Source organism: Neobacillus piezotolerans (assembly GCF_003362805.1).
GTDB classification, from domain to species: Bacteria; Bacillota; Bacilli; order Bacillales; family Cytobacillaceae; genus Bacillus_D; species Bacillus_D piezotolerans.
In genome coordinates this window covers 228,980-246,675 of record NZ_QNQT01000004.1, presented here as the reverse complement: position 1 = coordinate 246,675, position 17,696 = coordinate 228,980, and the positions used below count along the sequence as shown (strand labels likewise).

The following is a 17,696-nucleotide window of genomic DNA, read 5'->3' as shown; positions in this document are numbered from 1 at the left end:
ACACACCACTGTTTGGCACAATATTCACAACTTTACACCCAGACAGCAAATTTCCAAAAATTTTCACATCAAATATGAAACTATTGTGAACAATGCCCGCTCGGCCCCTTCCGGCAACCTTTCGATGTTAAAATAAAAACATCACGATAATACCATATCGGAGTTGAAAACAATGTTAAAGAAAATTCTAGTTATTTTCGGACTTTTGTTCCTTTTTATATCGAATCAAGCAATTTCACCTACACATACAGGCAGCAGCCAGCCAATCGCCTTGGCCGCCTCATCCGGCGGGGAAACGCATAAGCCAGCCAGTGAAAAATCCGTTGAAGCCCCATCACCAATCCATGGGTACATCCTCCCCGGAATAGCAGGCATCCTCATTATCGGGGGCCTCGCCTCCTACTGGCTCGTCTTCAGGAAAAAAGTTGTCTGACGTACGTTATAACCAGCCTGGAAGTAACTCGGGCTGGTTTTTATTTTTCCAAAATGGTTTCAATCTTTGGAATTCCTGCGTGGCATAATATTTTCCACAGCAATAATAAATAAGCGGCGCTTGTTTTTGTCATTAATTACAGGAACAAACTGGTTTATTCATATATCTTTCATACTACCCTAAGGTTAAGAATGGATATGTGTATTATAATGGTTTCATGTGAATGGAGGGATCGTTATCCTGCAGTCTTTTTTATCCAACCTCGGCATCCTTTTGCTGATGCACTTGTGTATCAATACAGCTTACCATTTAACCGATGAGAAAAAAATCCGCGCGGCATGGTTGCCCGTGATACATATTTTCATTGTCGCATTGACAGTCATTTCAATGTTTCATTTCCCATTCATGAGCGGGGGCCACCGAGTCGATTTACGGATTATCCCGATTGTCCTTCTCGGTTTCTTTCATGGCTGGAAATATGTATTGCCAGTCGCGGCCATCGCCTCACTTTACCGGCTTGGGCTTGGCGGGCCGACCGCCGCGCAGGGAGTCCTTTTCGGGATTCTTCTTCCAGCGGCTTTTTCAATCCTTGCCAATTACCTTGGAACGAAAAGGCAGATTCATTGGTATCTTCTTGGCGTGATTGTTCTTTCATGGGCCGCTTCCGATCTCCTCTCAGTTAAAATCAGGCTCTTTTTGCCGGTTTCAATCGCGGCCGCCCATCTTGGCGCGCTGCTAATGGCATTCGCCGTAATGTATTTTTTCGTCGAAATGGGAAGGCGCCATCTCGAAATGACCAGGAAGCTCCAGTTTTATGCCGAACGTGACCCGTTAACCGGCCTGTACAATATGCGGAAGTTTGAGAAGAAGCTTCAGAACCACAGCCGGACCGGAAATCGGATGTTCATTGCCATGATCGATATCGACCGCTTTAAGGAAATCAACGACAAATTCGGCCACCAGGCTGGCGATGCCGCAATAGGGAACGTGGGCAGACTCCTTCTTTCCCATTCCGGCAAAGATATTATCGTTGCCCGCTACGGCGGGGATGAATTTATTTTGTACATGGCCACGGAACGAATTTTAACCGTAAAGCAAAAACTTGAGGAAATTCGGAAAGACGCCAAGAAACAGGCAACCCTTTCAATTGATGGGAATCCTCCTTTTCCGCTTTCCCTTTCGATAGGAGTCGCTGAACTGTCCGAGCCCTCCCGCCTGAAAGAAGCGATAGAAGAAGCCGATAAACAACTGTACCTTGCAAAAAAGCTTGGCAGGGACCGTGTGTGTTAATTAAGAAAGGTGCAAGCGCCCGTTCAGCGCCGTATGGACTGGAGGGCCCCGATGGAGATAAAGGAAACACGATGAGCCAAAGCGAATCGATGTTGACTTATCGTAGCGAGGGGACCGAAGTACACTAGGCGCTGGGCGCTGCAGCTAGACAACTTTATAATGGTCTGCCCCGAAAATGGGCAGGCCTTTTAATTAGAGTTTAATGGCCGATATTGTAAACGTTCGGGATAAGTATCCTGAATTCCTCATAAGAGATCATTGTATTCCAGTGGCCTGTTGCCTTCGCAATCACGACGGCGAGGAAGAAGGCGGCGAAGAAGGCGGCGGGAACTGCCCATTTATTGACCTTTTTTCCGGCAACCGTCATGTTCAGCGTGTCTTTAACCGGGCAAACCTCCACACAAGACATGCAGGCCGAACAGTCCGGAGTCCGGACAGCTTTCACCTTGGCTACGGCAATACGCTGCGGACAAACCCGTGTGCAGGCGTTGCAGTCAATGCATGTTTCCTCGTTGCGTTTTATTTTCGTAATCCCGAAAACAGAGCCAATGCCGATCATTGCGCCATATGGGCATAGGAAGCGGCACCAGAAATTTTTTACGAAGAGGGACAGGATCACAAGAACAAGAATCACCTTCAGCCCGAGGCCGCCCATATGCAAAAAGAACAGCATCATTTTCACATCGGATATCTTGTTGTAATCGCCGGCCATGAAATCAATCGCATAAAATGCCGGCATATCGATGACAATGAATTTTATGAAGAACAGCAGGATTAAATATTTTATTGGCTTCAGTAACCAACCAAGCCACTTCGGAACATCAAAATTCCGTTTGAAAAGCTTTTTGCCAAGCCGGCCAATCCATTCGCTCAACGTGCCAATCGGGCACATCCAGCCGCAGAACGCCTTCCGGAAAACGAAACCCGAAGCGACGAAAAAAGCGAACAGCGCGAGCCCAGCAGGGTGAATCGGGTCGAATATCCCGGTTGTAATCCATACCTTCAACGCCACCAGCGCGCTAATCGGGAGAAAGCCTTCAACGGCGGACGGCCTCGGTACAAAAGGCTCGGCCCCCAGGGAATTAAAATGCTCATAAAATTGATAAAAGCGTAAACCAACGAACAGCAGGAACAGTGTGAACACAATCTGCACCGCCATCCTTGTGTACTGAACCGGATGCCGCTTCATTCTCTTGTAAAACCGGGTGAAAGCAGCCACGATATTCCCCTCCATTTCATTCCTATATATCCATCATAGAAAATCATCGCAGAAGAATATGTGATATACATAACAAACTAAACAATGTCAGAAAACTGTCACAGAACGTAAAGTGGCCCATTTCATGTCCGACACCCTAAAGGCCGAAATGAATTCCGCTTTGCAGCCGTACTTGTTCCGTTAATTCGAGAACTGTCCGGCTAAGCTGCTTTAGTTGTTCATATGTGCGGTAGTCTCTTTTCTCGATGATGCCGGCGAAGCGCGCGGCTTCGTATACCATGTCCTGCTCCTCAAGGTTTTCACCTAGTTCTAACTCGTCCTTCGTATGGCTGTCAATGAAAGAGATGGTTGAAATTGGGGCGGCGTCGCCAAGTATGAATGTGCCATTTTCCCCATGGATTTCGCATGGAATGATTGAAGTTGATACTTTCGAGCACATGATTGTACAAACAAACCCGGGGTACGTCAATACGAGAGTTCCCGAACCATCAACGCCGGTTGGCAGGATGACCGGCGAGTAAACAGCCCGCTCCGGTTTTCCAAACAGGGCCACTGCGAGGAAAAGAGGATAGACCCCGAGATCGACAAGCGCGCCGCCGGAATAGGCCGAAGAGAAAATATTCGGTTCTTCCCCCTTTAAAACAAGATCGTAGCGCGAGGAGTAGGATATATACGGAAGGATCGCGCTTCTCAGCTCCCCAGCCCTATGGAGCTCCCGCTTGAGAACATCCAAATTCGGAGAATGAATATTCCGGATGGCTTCAAATAAATAAACGTCATTTTCCTCGGCGGTCCGGAACGCTTCCTCCAATTCGTTCATATTCGAGAATATCGGCTTCTCACAAATGACGTGTTTTTTATTTTTCAAAAAAAGAAGGGCTTGTTCGAAATGGAGCGAATTGGGTGACGCGATATACACTGCGTCGATGTCCTTGTTTTTCGAAATTTCATCAAGGCTTGTAAAGGCTGATGGGGCATTGTTTTCCTCCGCGAATCGCCTCGCTTTTTCCTGTGACCTTGAATAAACTGCCTTCAGTTCAAACCTTCCGCTCTGCCTGGCGGCGGATATAAACGCTTCCGTAATCCAGCTCGTGCCAACCGTGCCAAATTTAATCATTCCTAAAACCTGCTTTCCTGATTTTCTTCAATTGTAGACTTTGTTGCCGAGTATTTGAATTATTTAGGGGCTAAGCCGGATGTTTCCTTATTAAATCGCCGGTATTATGGAAAAATAGTAGTATTTATGATATATATACAAGTATCATTTATCGCGATTTGAAAGAGGTAGAAAACTGTGGACAATCCGTCTAATTTTATACGCGACATTATTATCAACGATTTGGAAACGGGTAAGCGAAAAACAGTCGCCACCCGATTCCCGCCTGAACCGAACGGCTATTTACATATCGGCCACGCTAAATCGATCATCCTGAACTTCGGGCTTGCCGATGAATTCGGCGGCACGACAAACCTTCGTTTCGATGACACGAATCCTTTGAAGGAGGATGTGGAATACGTCAAGTCTATCAAGGAAGATGTCCAATGGCTCGGCTTTGAATGGGACAATCTTTACTTCGCTTCGGATTACTTCGAGGAAATGTACAACAGGGCGGTTCTTTTAATTAAAAAAGGCGTCGCTTATGTCGATGATCTTTCCGCCGAAGAAATCCGCCAATACCGTGGAACACTGACGGAGCCAGGCAAGAACAGCCCGTACAGGGACCGGTCCATCGAAGAAAACCTTGCCTTGTTTGAACGGATGAGGGCCGGTGAATTCGGGAACGGCGAGAAGGTCCTTCGGGCAAAAATTGATATGGCTTCGCCAAACATCAACCTGCGCGACCCGGTCATTTATCGGATTGCCCATGCAACCCACCACAATACCGGCGACAAATGGTGCATCTATCCAATGTATGCATTCGCCCACCCGCTCGAGGACGCCATCGAGGGGATTACCCACTCGATCTGTACAATAGAGTTCGAAGACCAGCGCCCGTTTTACAACTGGGTTGTCGAGCAGTGTGAAATGGATGCGACCCCGCAGCAAATCGAGTTTGGCCGCCTGAACATCACCAATACGGTGATGAGCAAGCGGAAACTGAAGCAGCTTGTTGACGAAGGCTTTGTTGACGGCTGGGATGATCCGAGGATGCCGACGATTTCCGGTATGCGCCGCCGCGGCTACACGCCTGAAGCGATCCGCACGTTCGTCCGTGAAACAGGCGTTTCCAAGGGGTCCGGCGCGGTTGATGAGCAAATGCTCGAGCACTTCGTCCGGGAAGACTTGAAACTGAAGGCTCCAAGGACAATGGGTGTTTTGAATCCGCTCAAGGTAGTTATTACGAATTATCCCGAAGGCGAAGTGGAAATGCTTGATGCCGAGATCAATCCGGAAAACCCTGACATGGGAATCCGCCAGATTCCGTTCTCGCGCGAAATTTACATCGAGCAGGATGATTTCATGGAGAATCCTCCGCCAAAATACTTCCGCCTCTTCCCTGGCAATGAAGTCCGCCTGAAGCACGCGTACTTCATCAAATGCGAGGAAGTCATTAAGGATGAAAACGGCAATGTCGTTGAGCTCCGGTGTACGTACGACCATGAAACAAAGAGCGGTTCCGGCTTCACCGGCCGCAAGGTAAAGGGTACGATTCACTGGGTGGAAGCGACTCAGGCCGTTCCTGCCGAGTTCCGCCTGTACGAGCCGTTGATCCTCGATGATAACGGCGAGGAAGACGGCGAAGACGATTCCAAATCGTTCCTCGACAAAGTGAACCCGAACTCCCTGGAGGTACTTCAGGGCTTTGTCGAACCAAACATGAAGGATGTCAAGCCGCAGGATAAGTTCCAGTTCTTCCGCCATGGGTATTTCAATGTTGATTCAAAGTACACTTCATCAGAAAAACCAGTATTTAACCGGATTGTTTCGCTGAAGAGTTCCTTCAAATTATAGAAAGAAGAATCCCCTTTCCGCCTGTGGATTTATAGGCGCGGAAGGGGTTTTTGCTTTAATCGGCTATGTGCTCCACCTTAAAAGGTAAACCCATAGCAAATAAAAAAAGCCCCTTCTATACGGCTGTTGCCGCAAAGAATGGGCTTCTCCATTATTATTCATACCTCAGCGATTCAATCGGGTCTAGCTTGGATGCCTTGTTGGCCGGCAGAATGCCGAATATGATGCCAATCACCATCGAAAAGAGGACGCCGACTACGACGACCTGCCACGATACAAGTGATGGCCACCCGGCAAAAAAGCTGACAAGTGTCGCGATTCCCCACCCGAGGCCGATGCCAAGTATCCCGCCAATCAGGGTCAGGGTGACAGATTCAATCAGGAACTGGGTCAGGACTTGGTTCCTTGTCGCCCCCAGCGCCATCCGGATGCCAATTTCGCGCGTCCTTTCGGTGACTGAAACAAGCATGATATTCATAACGCCAATGCCGCCGACAAACAGCGAAATTCCCGCAATGCTGCCGATGATCAAGGTCATGATTTTCGTCACCTGGCCGACGCCTGCCGCTATTTCCTCCATATTGATAACCTGATACGATTTTTCGGTGTTGTGAAGGGAATTCAGTGTTTTAGCGGCTTTTTTTCCCGCTGCCTGGATTTTATCCGGGTTGGCCGCCTGCAGCGTAATCTGGGTATAGTCGGATTTTCCGTAAATGGTCCGCCATGTTTGGAACGGAAGATATACTTCCATTGACCCAAACGCAAACAGCCCTTCCGGCTTTTCCAGAACCCCAATAATTTCCACGGGATGATTGGCGACGAGGATTACTTTGCCGATCGGCGACTTACCTTTGAAAAGCTCTTCCTGCAGCTTGTGGCTTGCCAGTGCCACCCTTCTTCCCCCAAGGAAATCGGACGCCGAGAACGTCCGGCCTTTTTTCACCTTAAGCTCGTGGAGGCCGATGTAATCCTTCGTAATCCCGGTTGCTGAAACATCAATAGTCTTATCCTGCAGGCGCGCGGATGAAAATTGCGAGCTTGAGGCGACAACCTGTTTAATTTCCGGAATCCTTTCAAGGGCGCGGATGTCCTCCTGGGTAAAAGGCGCCCTATTGAACACGTTCGGGTTCGCGCGGATTTCTTCATCGGAAGGCTGGTAAAACACTTCTATCGTATTTCCCGGACCTGTTATCTGGGTTTTGAGCATCGCTTCGCCACCCTGGCCAATGGCGACTACGATGATGACCGCGCCGACACCGATGACGATTCCAAGCATGGTCAAAACCGACCGCATTTTATGGGCTTTCAGCGAACCGAGTGCCATTTTGAAGTTTTCCATCACACTCATTTGCCCACCCCCCAATCAGGGGATTTGGCCGATACGATTTCCCCGTCACGGACAAGGATGGTTCTGTTCGCATACTCGGCGATTTCGGGTTCATGGGTAACAACAACGATCGTCACCCCTTCTTCATTCAATGCCCGGAACTGTTCCATGATGGTTTGGCTTGTTTTCGTATCAAGCGCGCCTGTCGGTTCGTCTGCGAGAATCAGGGAAGGCCTGTTCACAATTGCCCTGGCGATGGCGACCCGCTGCTTTTGCCCTCCGGAGAGCGCATTGGGCAAATGGCCCATCCTGTCGCCGAGGCCCATTTTTGCAAGAGCCTCCGCTGCCCTCTCTTCACGCTCCGCCTTTGTCACGCCGGCATAAATCATCGGAAGTTCTACATTCCTTAACGCTGACAGCCTTGGGAGCAAGTGGAACTGCTGAAACACGAACCCAATCGACGCATTCCTTACCCGGGCAAGTTCGGCTTCCTTATAACCGGAAACATCCTCGCCATCGAGGAAGTAAGAACCCTCCGTAGGTTTATCAAGGCACCCGATAATATTCATCAGCGTCGATTTTCCGGAGCCCGAAGGACCCATAATGGCGACAAATTCTCCGTCTTCAATTGTAGCGGACACATTTTTTAGGACATCAATTTTTTCGGTTCCCACCATATATGACTTCGTTATCGATTTAAGCTCAATCATTTTACCGACACTTCCATGCCATCTTCCAATTTTTCCGGCGGATTGACGACAACCTTATCGTCTATTTTTATCCCTTTAAGGATCTCCACTTTCGACCCGGACATGATTCCCGTTTTTACTTTCCGCTTATGGGCAATATTGTTTTCGACGACAAACACATACTGGGAATCCCCTTGGTCTACAAGAGCCGTATCAGGTAGGACAATGGCAGTTTTTTGTTCCGTCTCGATTTCCATAATAACCTGGAACCCCGGCTTCAGGACGGGATTCGGCCCGGAAAGCTGCACGATGACAGGATACTGGACCGTTTGGCTTGCCGCCATACCTCCCTGGGATTCCGGAAGTGTACCCACCTTTATTACCTCGCCCGGCCACGACTCATCAGGCACCGCATCGGAACGGAGGGTAACTTTCTGCCCGGCGCTCACCTTCAGCGTATCGTATTCAGATAAAAGTCCTTTGGCGACAAGCCCTTCCATCTTTCCTATTAAGACAATCGGGCTGCCGGCCGATGTCCCTTGAAGCGAACCATTTTCATTTACAAGAAGGACCGTGCCGTCTATCGTACTTTTAATCTCCAACTCTGCGGTTCTTTTCTCAATGCTCTCCCTCTGCAACTCCGCTTGCCTCTTCTCCAGCTCAGCTACTTTCAGTTCCATTTCAAGCTGGGAGATTTGCGAAGTGATTTGGGCAGATGCGGCTGGATTCGGAATGGGACCTACAGTCAGTGTTTGCTCCTGGTCTTTCAAACTACTGATTTGGTCTTCAAGCTGTGTAATCTTCAATTCATTGGATTCAAGGGATAACGCATTTTGTTCATCCTCCAGCTGCAGCTGGGGATTTTCGAAACGCGCGATCGCGGTCCCTTTTGCTATGGATTGGCCTTCTTCCACGAGAATTTCCTTCAGCGCCCCACGTTCAGGCGTCATATACACGGCCTGTTCCTCCTCGAGGGCTATGGTGCCAGGCACCATCAAGAAAGCGGAAATTGCATCCTCCTTGGCCTTAAAAACTTTCACGGAAGGCCCTTGAGCGTAAACTTCACGATATACGCTGACGCTAATCATTGATAACAGCAAAAGGACAATTGTAGAACCGATTAACAGTTTCTTTTTCTTTTCCATCAAAGTTTAGGCGCTCCTTGCATCAAAGTTCCAATTGCGGCCAGCCCAATTCCGAAAAGGAAAAAGACGATGGCAACCGCCCAGGCAAGCCCTTTTGGAAAGCGCGCCGTTCTGTAGAGCCCGATTGCCGTCAGCACCATTCCCCAAATTGCGAATAATTCAATTGCACCAAGGACCCCTGAACTGCCTTTTCCAAGCAGTCCGCCAAGGCTTGTTACATGGGTTTCCGCATCCGCGCCTATCAGATACCCAACAGCCATATTAAGCAGGTGGCCGATAGCGGCGACAAAACTTATGTAGGTGTTCATGGAAAACAGCTGCCTGAATGTAACCGGGGCATTGGAAATCTTCGCGACAGCTATCATAATCGCACTTGAAATCAGCGCGCCGATTGCGGGAGTGATGACTCCGGTCGCAACCATCGCAATCCGGGTAAAGCCAAGGATGGTATCAGCATTTTCCTCTGGCACCCCCTGTTTAATAAGCATGTCCGAATCCATCATCATTGCCATGATTCCCATCCCAACCGCATTAACAACCGCTACAATCAGAAGCGGCACCCAGATTTTCGGGTTTGTCCTAATCCTTTTAAACTGCTCTCCCGGGCTCGTAAAGATGCCGATTAGGGATGGCGGCTGCTTCGCCGCATTTGTTTCAATTTGGGTTTCCATAGTTGTTCCTCCTCTTTTCTCCTTATGGAAAACGTACCATAATAAGGGATATGGTTAAATAGATATATGGCATTCCGGTAATTTTTTTACAAATGCCTGGAGTATTTCAAAGGAAACTCGGCATCCTTAACGGAGTATTTCCTTTATGGCAATTGTTTTCAGAAAAGATTGAATTTAACACTCGGGCACTTGCCAGGTTGACCGTCCTGAAGCGGATATGATAGTTTTTTTATGCATCAAGTGATTCGGACAGCGAAGGGGTCTTACTTTGAGGAAACTAATTGCCTCTATTCAATGGTTTTTATTTATCGTTTCGAGCAGTATTGTGGTTCCCGTTTCAGTCGGTGCGCTTTATGGAATTTCCGGGCAGGACTCTATTGATTTCGTCTCCAGGACTTTTTTTGTCCTGGCTTTAACCGGACTTTTGCAAGTTGCTTTCGGCCACAAACTGCCGATCAACGAGGGACCTGCCGGTTTATGGTGGGGATTTTTCATATTATATGCGGGAATCGGGAAAACCCTGTATGGTTCCGCCCATGAAACACTGAAGGTAATGGAATTTTCGCTTATCATCAGCGGAATCATCGCCATCCTTATGACGGCTCTCGGCCTTGTGAACCGTTTGTCCAAACTGTTTACTTCCACCGTTATTGGAACATATCTGATTTTACTGATTGTCCAGCTGAGCGGTTCGTTTTTGAATGGGATGCTCGGGGTAACATCCAATGGTGCTGTCAGCCTAAAAATAGTGTTCGTATCCGCTTTTACAGCGGTTCTCTCGTTTGCACTGGGGCGCAGCAAAATGCTTGGCCAGTTCAGCATCATCATCAGCCTTGGCGCCGGCTGGGCGTTATACTCAATTTTAAACCTCGGCTCAGGAGCTATTGCAAAAACGGAGCACGTGTTCCAGCTTCCTTCCATGTTCGTTTTTGGGGGACCGAGAATTGAACCCGGCATGCTGCCGATTATTTTCCTGATCACCATCCTCTTAATTACCAATATGATCGCAAGCATTAAGGTTGTCGAAAAAGTCGTACAACCACATACCGAAACACCGCTCAAGCCAAGCTCGATGAAAGCGGGAATCACCATGGGCATCAGCCAAATGCTCGGCGGCCTGTTTTCCACCATGGGGACCGTGGCCATCTCGGGAGCTGCTGGCTTTATTCAGACGAATAAAGTATTCACAAAGGGCCCATTTATTATCGGGTCCGGCCTCGTGCTTGCGGCCAGCCTGTTTTCACCGATTATGGCATTTTTCTCAACACTTCCCGTCGCGGTGGGCTATGCTGCAATCCTGCCGGTTTATGTGGAGATTTTAACCCTTGGCTTAAAGGAACTCTTCCATAGCCAGGATGCGGAAACAGTAATCAAAAAGGCGGCCATCCCTTTATTCACGGGCATAGGCTTAATGTTTATCCCTTTGAACTCTTTTTCGGTGCTCCCGCCACTTGCTGTCACACTGCTTAGCAATGGCCTGGTCGTCGGCACGTTGATCGCCCTTGCCATGGAAGTGTTTACTAGGAAAAAGGCGATCACTGATAAAGAAACGGCATAACTCCACGCCTACAATTTTAACCCCTGGCTATTCAGGCCAGGGACTCTGTTTATGATTGCTGTTTTTCCAGCAATTTAATGATGTGGTCAAGTTTTCTTTCAATTTCCATGGTTGAAGCGGTCCGTTCCTTTTGATTCCGCACCAATCGGTTTACAAACAACCCTAGGGACACAAAGAATACCAGCATGAGAACAAGGGGGAGCAATTGAGAAATGACATCACCCATCTTCATCCACCTTCCTTTTTACACTTATACGAGCGGGAAGCTGATTAGTTTCGAATCTTTTTTTAAAATGCACTAATCCCCTAGCTTTTTCCCGGTGATGATTTCATACAACTCCTCCGAGTCTTCCTTTGACAGCTTTTTATATTTGTTTTCACCATTCACAATAATCTCCAGCTGGTCGCTGCTCGGAGTGAGCCAGACCAAATACCGATTATTGAGTTTCCAATCAGGCGGAGTGGCCATTTGCATCTTCGCATTTTCCCATTCCGCATCTACTAGGATATCATTGGCATTGTCGATTTCGGTCTGGTCTGTGATTTCCTTTGTAGCGCCGTCCCCGGTTTCAACAACTAATTTCCCGTTGAAATGTGGCGCACTCTCGGAAGCATCCCTATCCTCGGAGACTTTCGCATCATTCTTTTGCCCCGACATTTTCGACGACTCGCTCGAATTTGTCTGCGGACCCATCGAAAATCCAAGGAACAGCATCATGCAAAGCGCCGCGGCACCGGCCATTCCCATTGCTGTTTTTTTCAAAATTGAACCCCTTCTTACTCTCCGATCTAACGCTTCGGCCTCAATCATTAGACGCTGATGGATCTCATCGAACGATTCCGGATTTAATTTTTTAGAAGGAAGGCTGTTCAATTGTGATTCCAACTCACGAAATTCGTCCTGGCTGTTCATCAAGGCCACCCCCTTTTTCCTTCCTGAGCGCTTTTAGGGCGCGGTGGTAATTGGACCGGACCATATCCTCGGTCCAGCCAAGCACCGCGGCTGTTTCCGAGACGCTCAGCTCCTTGATTCCCCGAAGGATTACAACGTCACGATAATTTTGTTTCAGCCCGTGGATTGCCGCCAGCAGCTCCTGCGCCTGCTCATTCCCCTCGAAAATCGTCTCCGGAGTTTCCCTGTCCATCCCTTCATTCGACTTATCTAAACGGGAAATTTTGTCCCATATCCTGTTTTTCTTTTTCCGCGCTTCGTCAATTGCTTGGTTCCGGGCAATCGTAAACAGCCACGTCTTCGGGCTTGAATTGTAATTGAACCGCTCCAGCCCCTTCAGCGCCTTGATGAACGTCTCCTGCACCAGGTCCTCCACATCGCGCTTCCCCGTATAGTAAATCAAAAAATTGTATACATCATGGCTGTACTGCCGAAACCACTCTGAAATAATCTCTTTCCTCGACATCGGCTATCCTCCGCTTTCGCCTCATATAGTAGACGGAACCATGCGCCATTTGTGGCAAAAAATTAAAAATTAACGACGCAGCACTCATTCTATTTAAAATAAAAATAATACGACTCGGTATAAGACCTGACGCTGCATCCATTCCGCTCAAATACCCGCTGCATCGCCACATTTGCCAGATGCGTACTCCCAACATAATAGTCGGCTCCAATGGCCTTAAGCATTGAAAGGGCATTTTTATGTAAAAACGCACCAAGCCCCCGCCCCCTTGCCTCAGGTAGGATTCCGAAATAGAAAAGCCTTCCCTCACCAGGCATTCCAGGTTCGATATGGGGAATGCCCACACCAACCGCTTTCCCCTCTATATAAAAGACACGGCATGCACCCTTCCACTCTGCCCCGAGCTCCGCCTTGACCGAAGCAAGCTGCTGGTCCATCGACAAAGAGGATGCCTGATTAGCGGAAAAACGCATCGCTTGCTCCCAGTAATCTTTAAACTCCTCTTCAGTTAGCTCCGGAGATTCAAGAGACCTCCACATTAGTTTTTCATCGGGTTTCTCGTGTTTATTTAAATCCTTGATTACATCCACTTTTGAAGAGAAATGTTCAAATCCCTTTTCAAGCAGAAGATTGCCCAACATCTCTGCTTCCGGGTTTCCTTTATGCAAAGTGACCCCAACGCGTTCCACTCCAAGTTCTCCTGAAATCTCAATGAGTTCCGAGACTTTTTCTTCCCAATCCGGTACTGTTCCAGGCTCAATTTGTTCGAGTACAATTGAAATCGGAAGGCCTTCCAAGATTTTAAACTCACGCTTGAACAAGCCACGAATACGGCTCACTTTTTCCATCACTAATTCCTCGTATCCTTCCACCTAATTCCACTCCCAGATCCTCTTAATCTTCGGGCTATTGCCTTTAAACGTGAGTTCAAACACATCCGGATTCGAGAGGGACTTCCATAGTTCGAACCCATAGCTATTGTCATAGTGTCTGAGAATTGTGGCCATCAGATTTCCATGCGTGACAACCACCGCATTTTTACCGCTCTTTTCAAGGACTTTATTAATAGCATCAATGCCGCGTTTCCCCGCCTCGGCTGCGGACTCTCCTCCTTCAAAAGCCAAGCCGGGATCACTGAACGATTTTTCCAGCATCTCAAGCCAATTCGGTTTTGGCGCCCCCGACAATACCCGCTCCGTAAGCCGTTCGTCTGTCTCTATATCCATTCCAGCTTCCTCCGCAAATGGGCGGATGGTCGAAACCGCCCTTTCAAATGGGCTTGAGACGATCCTATCGATTTGTTTGTTCTTTAAAAATGCCGCAAGCTCCCTCGCCTGGCTTTCACCGGCTTTCGTAAGCCTTGCTTCCCTTTCCTGGCCTTCCGCCTGGCAATGGCGGATAAGGTAGATTGTTTTCACGGCAGATTCCGCCTTCCTAACCAATTTGACTTTAATTTTTACGCTGCAAATGGTAAATGTCAACTTCTTCCTATAGCCGACTACTGGCTTTGCCCTCGTTCCATCCATTCCGCTAGCAAAAATACAAGCCTATTCTATTAAAATCGCATTGGGAAAATCACAATAAAAGCACTGTCATTCTGACATATTCAGAATTTACAAATTATTTTGATAGTTATATAATAGCCATGATTTTATTTGATATTATTTTTTCCATCAAGGAGGAAATGCTCATGGCAATGAAAGAACGGCAATTAAAGGAAAAAGATCTTTCTTCTCCCTCTTTAGACTATTCAAAAATCGTCCAATCGAGTTCCTTCCAGCAATTGCTCCGGGAAAAGCGGCAATTCTTGCTGCCAGCCAGCTTATTCTTCATGGCCTTTTACTTCACGCTTCCTTTTTTGACCGCCTATTCAACCATCCTGAACACCCCCGCGGTAGGCCCAATCAGCTGGGCATGGGTATTCGCGTTCGCCCAATTCATCATGACATGGGCGTTATGTATCATTTATACAAAAAAAGCTGCCGGGTTTGACCGGTTAGTCGAGGAAATCAAGCAGAATGTTGGACGGAGGGCCCGGAAATGAACACTGTCGCGTTTTCACTATTTTTGTTTATCGTACTCCTTACGCTCGTAATCACGTATTATGCTTCAAAACGGACAAAGACGACAAGCGATTTTTATACTGCTGATTCCAGCCTTACAGGTTTCCAGAACGGGCTCGCCATCGCAGGCGACTATATGTCAGCGGCGTCTTTCCTCGGAATCGCCGGGATGGTCGCGCTCTCCGGCTTCGACGGGTTCTTCTATAGCATCGGTTTTTTAGTCGCCTATCTTGTTGTCCTTTATCTCGTCGCTGAACCATTAAGGAATCTTGGGAAATTTACGATGGCCGACATGATTGCCGCCCGATTTAAGGAAAAGAAAGTACGCGGGGTCGTTGCGCTAAATACGATCACAATCTCGATTTTTTACATGATCGCCCAGCTCGTTGGCGCGGGGGCGCTGATTAAACTGCTCCTCGGTATCGACTATATATATTCTGTACTCATCGTCGGCACGCTCATGACCGTTTATGTCGTTTTCGGAGGCATGACCGCCACCTCCTGGGTGCAAATCGCGAAAGCCGTCCTGCTAATGGTGGGGACTTTCATTATCTCCGTCATCGTTTTCGCAAAATTTGATTTCAGCGTGTTCAAAATGTTCAACGAAATGAAGGCAGCGACTCCGCTGGGGGAGGCCTTTTTGAACCCTGGCAATAAGTTCAAAAATCCGTTGGATACCATTTCGCTCAACCTTGCCCTTGTTCTGGGAACGGCCGGACTTCCTCATATCCTAATCCGCTTTTTCACAGTAAAGGATGCAATCACGGCCCGGAAGTCAGTAATCTACGCAACATGGATCATCGGCATCTTCTATGTGATGACGGTATTCCTCGGTTTCGGTGCCGCCAAATTCGTCGGCTATGATAAAATAGTCGCCGCCAACGCGGCAGGGAATATGGCCGCGCCGCTTCTCGCGGAAGCGATTGGAGGAGAATTCCTGTTTGCGTTCATTTCGGCGGTCGCCTTCGCGACAATACTAGCGGTGGTAGCAGGGCTGGTGCTTTCCGCGGCATCCGCGTTCGCGCATGATTTCTATGCCCATATTTTAAAAAAGGGAACCGCTACGGAAAAACAGCAGGTCAAGGTGGCTCGCTTTGCTTCAATCGGGGTGGCGGTCCTGTCAATCCTTTTAGCCCTGTTTGCCCAGAAGATGAACGTGGCGTTCCTTGTTTCCCTTGCGTTTGCCGTCGCCGCGAGCGCGAACCTGCCTGTTATTTTACTGACGATATTTTGGAAAAAGTTCAACACGGCCGGCGCCATCACCGGGATGATTGTTGGCTTGGCAAGCGCCCTGCTCATGGTTGCGATATCACCAAATATATGGTCACCTGAAGCTGGTGCGGCCATTCTGGTCGGAGAACCGCTCGTTACCCTGACAAACCCAGGAATCGTTTCCATTCCAATGGGCTTTTTAGCCGCCATCATCGGCACCCTTTTATCCTCTAAGAAGGAAGATGCAAGAAATTTCGATGAAATTCTCGTAAAGGCGAATACTGGTCTATAAAAAAATGAAAACCGGCTGTGGATACCCGCAGCCGGTTTTCTTGTTTTCATTTACGTTCCTTATATCATAAACCCACATTCATCAACCCACCGGGACTTCAAGGATTACCTTCGTCCCCTTATTTGGCTCAGATAGTACTTGAAGCTCGCCGCCCGATGCCTTGGCGCGTTCGTCCATGCTGAATAGGCCGACCCCCCGTGGGCCGCCGCTGACAACAAACCCTTTTCCCCGGTCTTCAATTATGACACGGACGGCATCATCGTATTCACGGATGACGACCCAGGCCTCATCCACATCCGCATATTTCCGGGTATTGGTCAGCGCCTCCTGGATGACGCGGTAAACCGTTGTTTCAGTGCCTGCCGGAAGCCGCCGGCCAAGGACACACTCGAAATGGACGGAAATCTTGTAATGGCTCGAGTACCGGTTTAAAAAGGAACGAATGGCCGGGACAAGGCCAAGGTCATCGAGGACTGATGGACGAAGCTCCCAGGAAAGGTCCCGGATTTCCTCAATCATTTCCATTGCCTCCTCCTGCATCTGGACGAGAAGTGGATGATCGATTTCAGACAGGAGCCGATTAATTGTTATCAAATGACTGTACAGATTTTGTCCTAGGCCATCATGGAGTTCCCGCGAGAGCCGCTTACGTTCATCTTCCTGGACATCGATGATCCGGGTCATCATTTTCTGCAGCTCACCCTCCATCCGCTTCCGCTCGGTTATTTCAAACCGGATGGCCAGGTATTGATACGGCTTCCCTCCTTCATCCAAAAAAGGCACAATCGTCGTATCAACCCAGTAAAAGCTGCCGTCTTTAGCCCGATTTTTGATTTCTCCCTGCCACACGTCACCCGATGAAATCGTCCTCCAAAGCCTTGCGAAAAATTCCTTCGGATGGTAACCCGAATTGATGATCCGGTGATCCTGGCCGATCAGATCTTCTGCCCTGTATTTCGAGATCTCGCAAAACTTGTCATTCACATATTTAATCACCCCGCGCCTGTCTGTTATCGCGACAATCGCGGACTGGTCTAGCGCGAACTTCAGGTCTACCAATTCGTTCAGCGGTTCGGATAGCTCCTTGTCAAGCCTTTCCCTGTTTTTAATATCCTGGATGACAACGAGGCTATATTTATCTCCGTCCAGCCAAAAGCTGTTCATACTGAAAAAGAGCGGAAATGTCTCCCCCTCTGCATTTCGTCCATATGCACCTGTAACGATTCCTTCAGACACAGTTCCAAGATCGATATCAGGAAGGAAATCACGAAAATAAAACTCCATTTGCTGGAGCGGTTTCGCACTATAGCCAAATTTCAATCGCGCCTGTTCATTTATGTAAACGACCTTGCCGCTAAAGTCCGCAAGAAAGACTCCGTCGCCAAAATTCTTCTGTATCAATCCGTCTTCTGTCATCACAAAGAGC

At 48.4% G+C, this 17,696-nt stretch carries 18 protein-coding genes; 6 read left to right on the top strand and 12 right to left on the bottom strand.

Annotated features, from left to right (window positions below):
• The first annotated feature begins 172 nt into the window (after positions 1 to 172).
• A complete protein-coding gene (locus tag DRW41_RS12155) occupies positions 173 to 433 on the top strand; it encodes a hypothetical protein (RefSeq protein ID WP_115452269.1) in 261 nt (86 codons plus the stop codon).
• A 219-nt stretch (positions 434 to 652) separates the two neighbouring features.
• Positions 653 to 1,723 carry a diguanylate cyclase gene (locus DRW41_RS12150; protein WP_115452268.1) on the top strand — a complete coding sequence of 357 codons (1,071 nt, stop codon included), beginning with the start codon at positions 653 to 655 and terminating at the stop codon, positions 1,721 to 1,723.
• A gap of 199 nt (positions 1,724 to 1,922) precedes the next feature.
• On the opposite strand, the gene DRW41_RS12145 is transcribed toward DRW41_RS12150, so the two are convergent.
• Entirely contained in the window at positions 1,923 to 2,942 is a 1,020-nt protein-coding gene (locus DRW41_RS12145; RefSeq protein ID WP_245959422.1) for a 4Fe-4S binding protein, read from the bottom strand.
• A gap of 136 nt (positions 2,943 to 3,078) precedes the next feature.
• A complete protein-coding gene (locus DRW41_RS12140) occupies positions 3,079 to 4,056 on the bottom strand; it encodes a Gfo/Idh/MocA family protein (protein WP_115452310.1) in 978 nt (325 codons plus the stop codon).
• A gap of 180 nt (positions 4,057 to 4,236) precedes the next feature.
• Between DRW41_RS12140 and DRW41_RS12135 the strand changes: the two genes are divergently transcribed.
• The gene (locus tag DRW41_RS12135) at positions 4,237 to 5,895 is read left to right on the top strand and encodes a glutamine--tRNA ligase/YqeY domain fusion protein (protein WP_115452266.1); all 1,659 of its coding nucleotides are present in this window, start codon (positions 4,237 to 4,239) and stop codon (positions 5,893 to 5,895) included.
• A 154-nt stretch (positions 5,896 to 6,049) separates the two neighbouring features.
• On the opposite strand, the gene DRW41_RS12130 is transcribed toward DRW41_RS12135, so the two are convergent.
• From DRW41_RS12130 to yknW, 4 genes are read right to left on the bottom strand one after another with little or no spacing between them, the layout of a single operon-like run.
• A complete protein-coding gene (locus DRW41_RS12130) occupies positions 6,050 to 7,243 on the bottom strand; it encodes an ABC transporter permease (RefSeq protein ID WP_115452265.1) in 1,194 nt (397 codons plus the stop codon).
• Complete coding sequence (locus DRW41_RS12125) at positions 7,240 to 7,932, bottom strand: ABC transporter ATP-binding protein (RefSeq protein ID WP_115452264.1); 693 nt, start codon at positions 7,930 to 7,932, stop codon at positions 7,240 to 7,242. The genes DRW41_RS12130 and DRW41_RS12125 overlap by 4 nt, the downstream gene beginning before the upstream one ends.
• Positions 7,929 to 9,056 (bottom strand): efflux RND transporter periplasmic adaptor subunit, encoded by a 1,128-nt coding sequence (locus tag DRW41_RS12120; RefSeq protein WP_115452309.1) that lies wholly within the window; start codon positions 9,054 to 9,056, stop codon positions 7,929 to 7,931. The genes DRW41_RS12125 and DRW41_RS12120 overlap by 4 nt, the downstream gene beginning before the upstream one ends.
• Positions 9,056 to 9,727: a YknW family membrane protein gene (gene yknW / locus DRW41_RS12115; RefSeq protein WP_115452263.1), complete on the bottom strand. Its 672-nt coding sequence runs from the start codon at positions 9,725 to 9,727 to the stop codon at positions 9,056 to 9,058. Before yknW ends, DRW41_RS12120 begins: the two co-directional genes overlap by 1 nt.
• Positions 9,728 to 9,995: 268 nt before the next feature.
• Here yknW and DRW41_RS12110 point away from each other — a divergent pair, with 268 nt between their 5' ends.
• Positions 9,996 to 11,285, top strand: a complete 1,290-nt coding sequence (locus DRW41_RS12110) for a purine/pyrimidine permease (RefSeq protein WP_115452262.1) — start codon at positions 9,996 to 9,998, stop codon at positions 11,283 to 11,285.
• Positions 11,286 to 11,334: 49 nt separating this feature from the next.
• Here the strand turns inward: DRW41_RS12110 and DRW41_RS12105 are convergent, their stop codons facing one another.
• From DRW41_RS12105 to DRW41_RS12085, 5 genes are all read right to left on the bottom strand, one after another.
• Positions 11,335 to 11,511 carry a DUF4083 family protein gene (locus DRW41_RS12105; RefSeq protein ID WP_181884526.1) on the bottom strand — a complete coding sequence of 59 codons (177 nt, stop codon included), beginning with the start codon at positions 11,509 to 11,511 and terminating at the stop codon, positions 11,335 to 11,337.
• 72 nt (positions 11,512 to 11,583) lie between these two features.
• Positions 11,584 to 12,198 (bottom strand): hypothetical protein, encoded by a 615-nt coding sequence (locus DRW41_RS12100; protein WP_115452260.1) that lies wholly within the window; start codon positions 12,196 to 12,198, stop codon positions 11,584 to 11,586.
• The gene (locus tag DRW41_RS12095) at positions 12,173 to 12,703 is read right to left on the bottom strand and encodes an RNA polymerase sigma factor (RefSeq protein ID WP_115452259.1); all 531 of its coding nucleotides are present in this window, start codon (positions 12,701 to 12,703) and stop codon (positions 12,173 to 12,175) included. Before DRW41_RS12095 ends, DRW41_RS12100 begins: the two co-directional genes overlap by 26 nt.
• 89 nt (positions 12,704 to 12,792) lie before the next feature.
• Complete coding sequence (locus tag DRW41_RS12090; RefSeq protein ID WP_115452258.1) at positions 12,793 to 13,575, bottom strand: GNAT family N-acetyltransferase; 783 nt, start codon at positions 13,573 to 13,575, stop codon at positions 12,793 to 12,795.
• Positions 13,576 to 14,229, bottom strand: a complete 654-nt coding sequence (locus tag DRW41_RS12085) for a histidine phosphatase family protein (RefSeq protein ID WP_342771992.1) — start codon at positions 14,227 to 14,229, stop codon at positions 13,576 to 13,578.
• A 164-nt stretch (positions 14,230 to 14,393) separates the two neighbouring features.
• On the opposite strand from DRW41_RS12085, the gene DRW41_RS12080 reads away from it, so the two are divergent.
• Together DRW41_RS12080 and DRW41_RS12075 are read left to right on the top strand one after the other, a co-directional pair.
• On the top strand, positions 14,394 to 14,747 hold the full coding sequence (locus tag DRW41_RS12080) for a DUF485 domain-containing protein (protein ID WP_115452257.1): 354 nt from the start codon (positions 14,394 to 14,396) through the stop codon (positions 14,745 to 14,747).
• A complete protein-coding gene (locus tag DRW41_RS12075) occupies positions 14,744 to 16,270 on the top strand; it encodes a solute symporter family protein (protein ID WP_115452256.1) in 1,527 nt (508 codons plus the stop codon). Before DRW41_RS12080 ends, DRW41_RS12075 begins: the two co-directional genes overlap by 4 nt.
• 81 nt (positions 16,271 to 16,351) lie before the next feature.
• On the opposite strand, the gene DRW41_RS12070 is transcribed toward DRW41_RS12075, so the two are convergent.
• Complete coding sequence (locus tag DRW41_RS12070; RefSeq protein WP_115452255.1) at positions 16,352 to 17,686, bottom strand: PAS domain-containing sensor histidine kinase; 1,335 nt, start codon at positions 17,684 to 17,686, stop codon at positions 16,352 to 16,354.
• Positions 17,687 to 17,696 lie beyond the last annotated feature (10 nt).

Coding starts and splice junctions, on each gene's coding strand:
- DRW41_RS12075 (WP_115452256.1), top strand. CDS start 14,744: ATGAACACTGTCGCGTTTTCACTATTTTTGTTTATCGTACTCCTTACG.
- DRW41_RS12080 (WP_115452257.1), top strand. CDS start 14,394: ATGGCAATGAAAGAACGGCAATTAAAGGAAAAAGATCTTTCTTCTCCC.
- DRW41_RS12155 (WP_115452269.1), top strand. CDS start 173: ATGTTAAAGAAAATTCTAGTTATTTTCGGACTTTTGTTCCTTTTTATA.
- DRW41_RS12095 (WP_115452259.1), bottom strand. CDS start 12,703: ATGTCGAGGAAAGAGATTATTTCAGAGTGGTTTCGGCAGTACAGCCAT.
- DRW41_RS12130 (WP_115452265.1), bottom strand. CDS start 7,243: ATGAGTGTGATGGAAAACTTCAAAATGGCACTCGGTTCGCTGAAAGCC.
- DRW41_RS12120 (WP_115452309.1), bottom strand. CDS start 9,056: ATGGAAAAGAAAAAGAAACTGTTAATCGGTTCTACAATTGTCCTTTTG.
- DRW41_RS12105 (WP_181884526.1), bottom strand. CDS start 11,511: ATGGGTGATGTCATTTCTCAATTGCTCCCCCTTGTTCTCATGCTGGTA.
- DRW41_RS12070 (WP_115452255.1), bottom strand. CDS start 17,686: ATGACAGAAGACGGATTGATACAGAAGAATTTTGGCGACGGAGTCTTT.
- DRW41_RS12125 (WP_115452264.1), bottom strand. CDS start 7,932: ATGATTGAGCTTAAATCGATAACGAAGTCATATATGGTGGGAACCGAA.
- DRW41_RS12085 (WP_342771992.1), bottom strand. CDS start 14,229: ATGGATGGAACGAGGGCAAAGCCAGTAGTCGGCTATAGGAAGAAGTTG.
- DRW41_RS12100 (WP_115452260.1), bottom strand. CDS start 12,198: ATGAACAGCCAGGACGAATTTCGTGAGTTGGAATCACAATTGAACAGC.
- yknW (WP_115452263.1), bottom strand. CDS start 9,727: ATGGAAACCCAAATTGAAACAAATGCGGCGAAGCAGCCGCCATCCCTA.